The following is a 383-nucleotide window of genomic DNA, read 5'->3' on the forward strand; positions in this document are numbered from 1 at the left end:
GTTCACGACAAGCCGGCCATCGACATAGACGCGATCGACCGCGCGCTCGGCCGCTGCGTAGATCAGGCTGCGAACGGGATCACGCCGCGGCTGCATCATGGGATGGGCGAGATCGACGAGCACGAGGTCCGCCTTGCAGTCAACCGCGAGCCGGCCGATATCGCTGCGCCCCAGCGCACGGGCGCCAGCGACCGTCGCAGCCTCGAACAGGTCGGTCGTGCTGAGCGTGCGCGGGCTCTCCGCCATCAGGCGCGCGACATAGGCCGCGTTGCGCATTTCCTCGAGCATGTTGTGGGGATAAGTGTCCGTCCCCAGGCCGATATTCACGCCGGCGCGCCGATAGCGCCCGAAATCACGCAAGGCGATGCCCCGCCGCATGAAGA

Annotated in this window: 1 protein-coding gene; it reads right to left on the reverse strand. The window is 67.4% G+C overall.

Annotation, left to right across the window (positions count from 1 at the left end):
• A partial coding sequence (locus AC1DES_RS19245) for an amidohydrolase family protein (RefSeq protein ID WP_476897289.1) occupies positions 1-383 on the reverse strand: 383 nt, incomplete at both ends.

The sequence above is a fragment of the Arthrobacter sp. 05T442 genome (assembly GCF_056395945.1).